Source organism: Arthrobacter sp. E3 (genome assembly GCF_017353415.1).
Taxonomy (GTDB): domain Bacteria; phylum Actinomycetota; class Actinomycetes; order Actinomycetales; family Micrococcaceae; genus Specibacter.
Genome location: NZ_JAFMPX010000111.1, coordinates 1 through 309, shown reverse-complemented (window position 1 = coordinate 309; position 309 = coordinate 1). Strand labels below are relative to the sequence as shown.

Sequence of the window (309 nt, the reverse complement as noted above, 5' to 3'; positions counted from 1 at the left end):
CCCAGGACGGCCTTTTTGATGAGTCAGCGATTGAACGTGTGCCGGTTGTTGATGATGGCCGTATCGATGCCAATGGTGGGGTGAATAAACGCTTCAAAGCTTTTGAGCCTGACGCGGTGATGCTGGTCCCGCCGTCCTTGGATGAGTGGCTGCCCCAGGATCATCTGGCCCGGTTCATCGGTGAGCTTGTGGATGAGGAACTGGACCTGGACCGGTTCTATAAGGCCTATGCGAAGGCGAAGGGTCAGCCGCCCTATGACCCGCGGTTGATGTTGCGGATCGTGTTGTACGGGTATTGCGTCGGGGTCC

The 309-nt window shown here is 57.6% G+C and carries 1 pseudogene; it reads left to right on the top strand.

The features are described 5' to 3' along the window. Positions 1-29: 29 nt before the first annotated feature. A pseudogene (locus JMA46_RS16855) lies at positions 30-309 on the top strand (IS5/IS1182 family transposase); the annotation flags it as partial.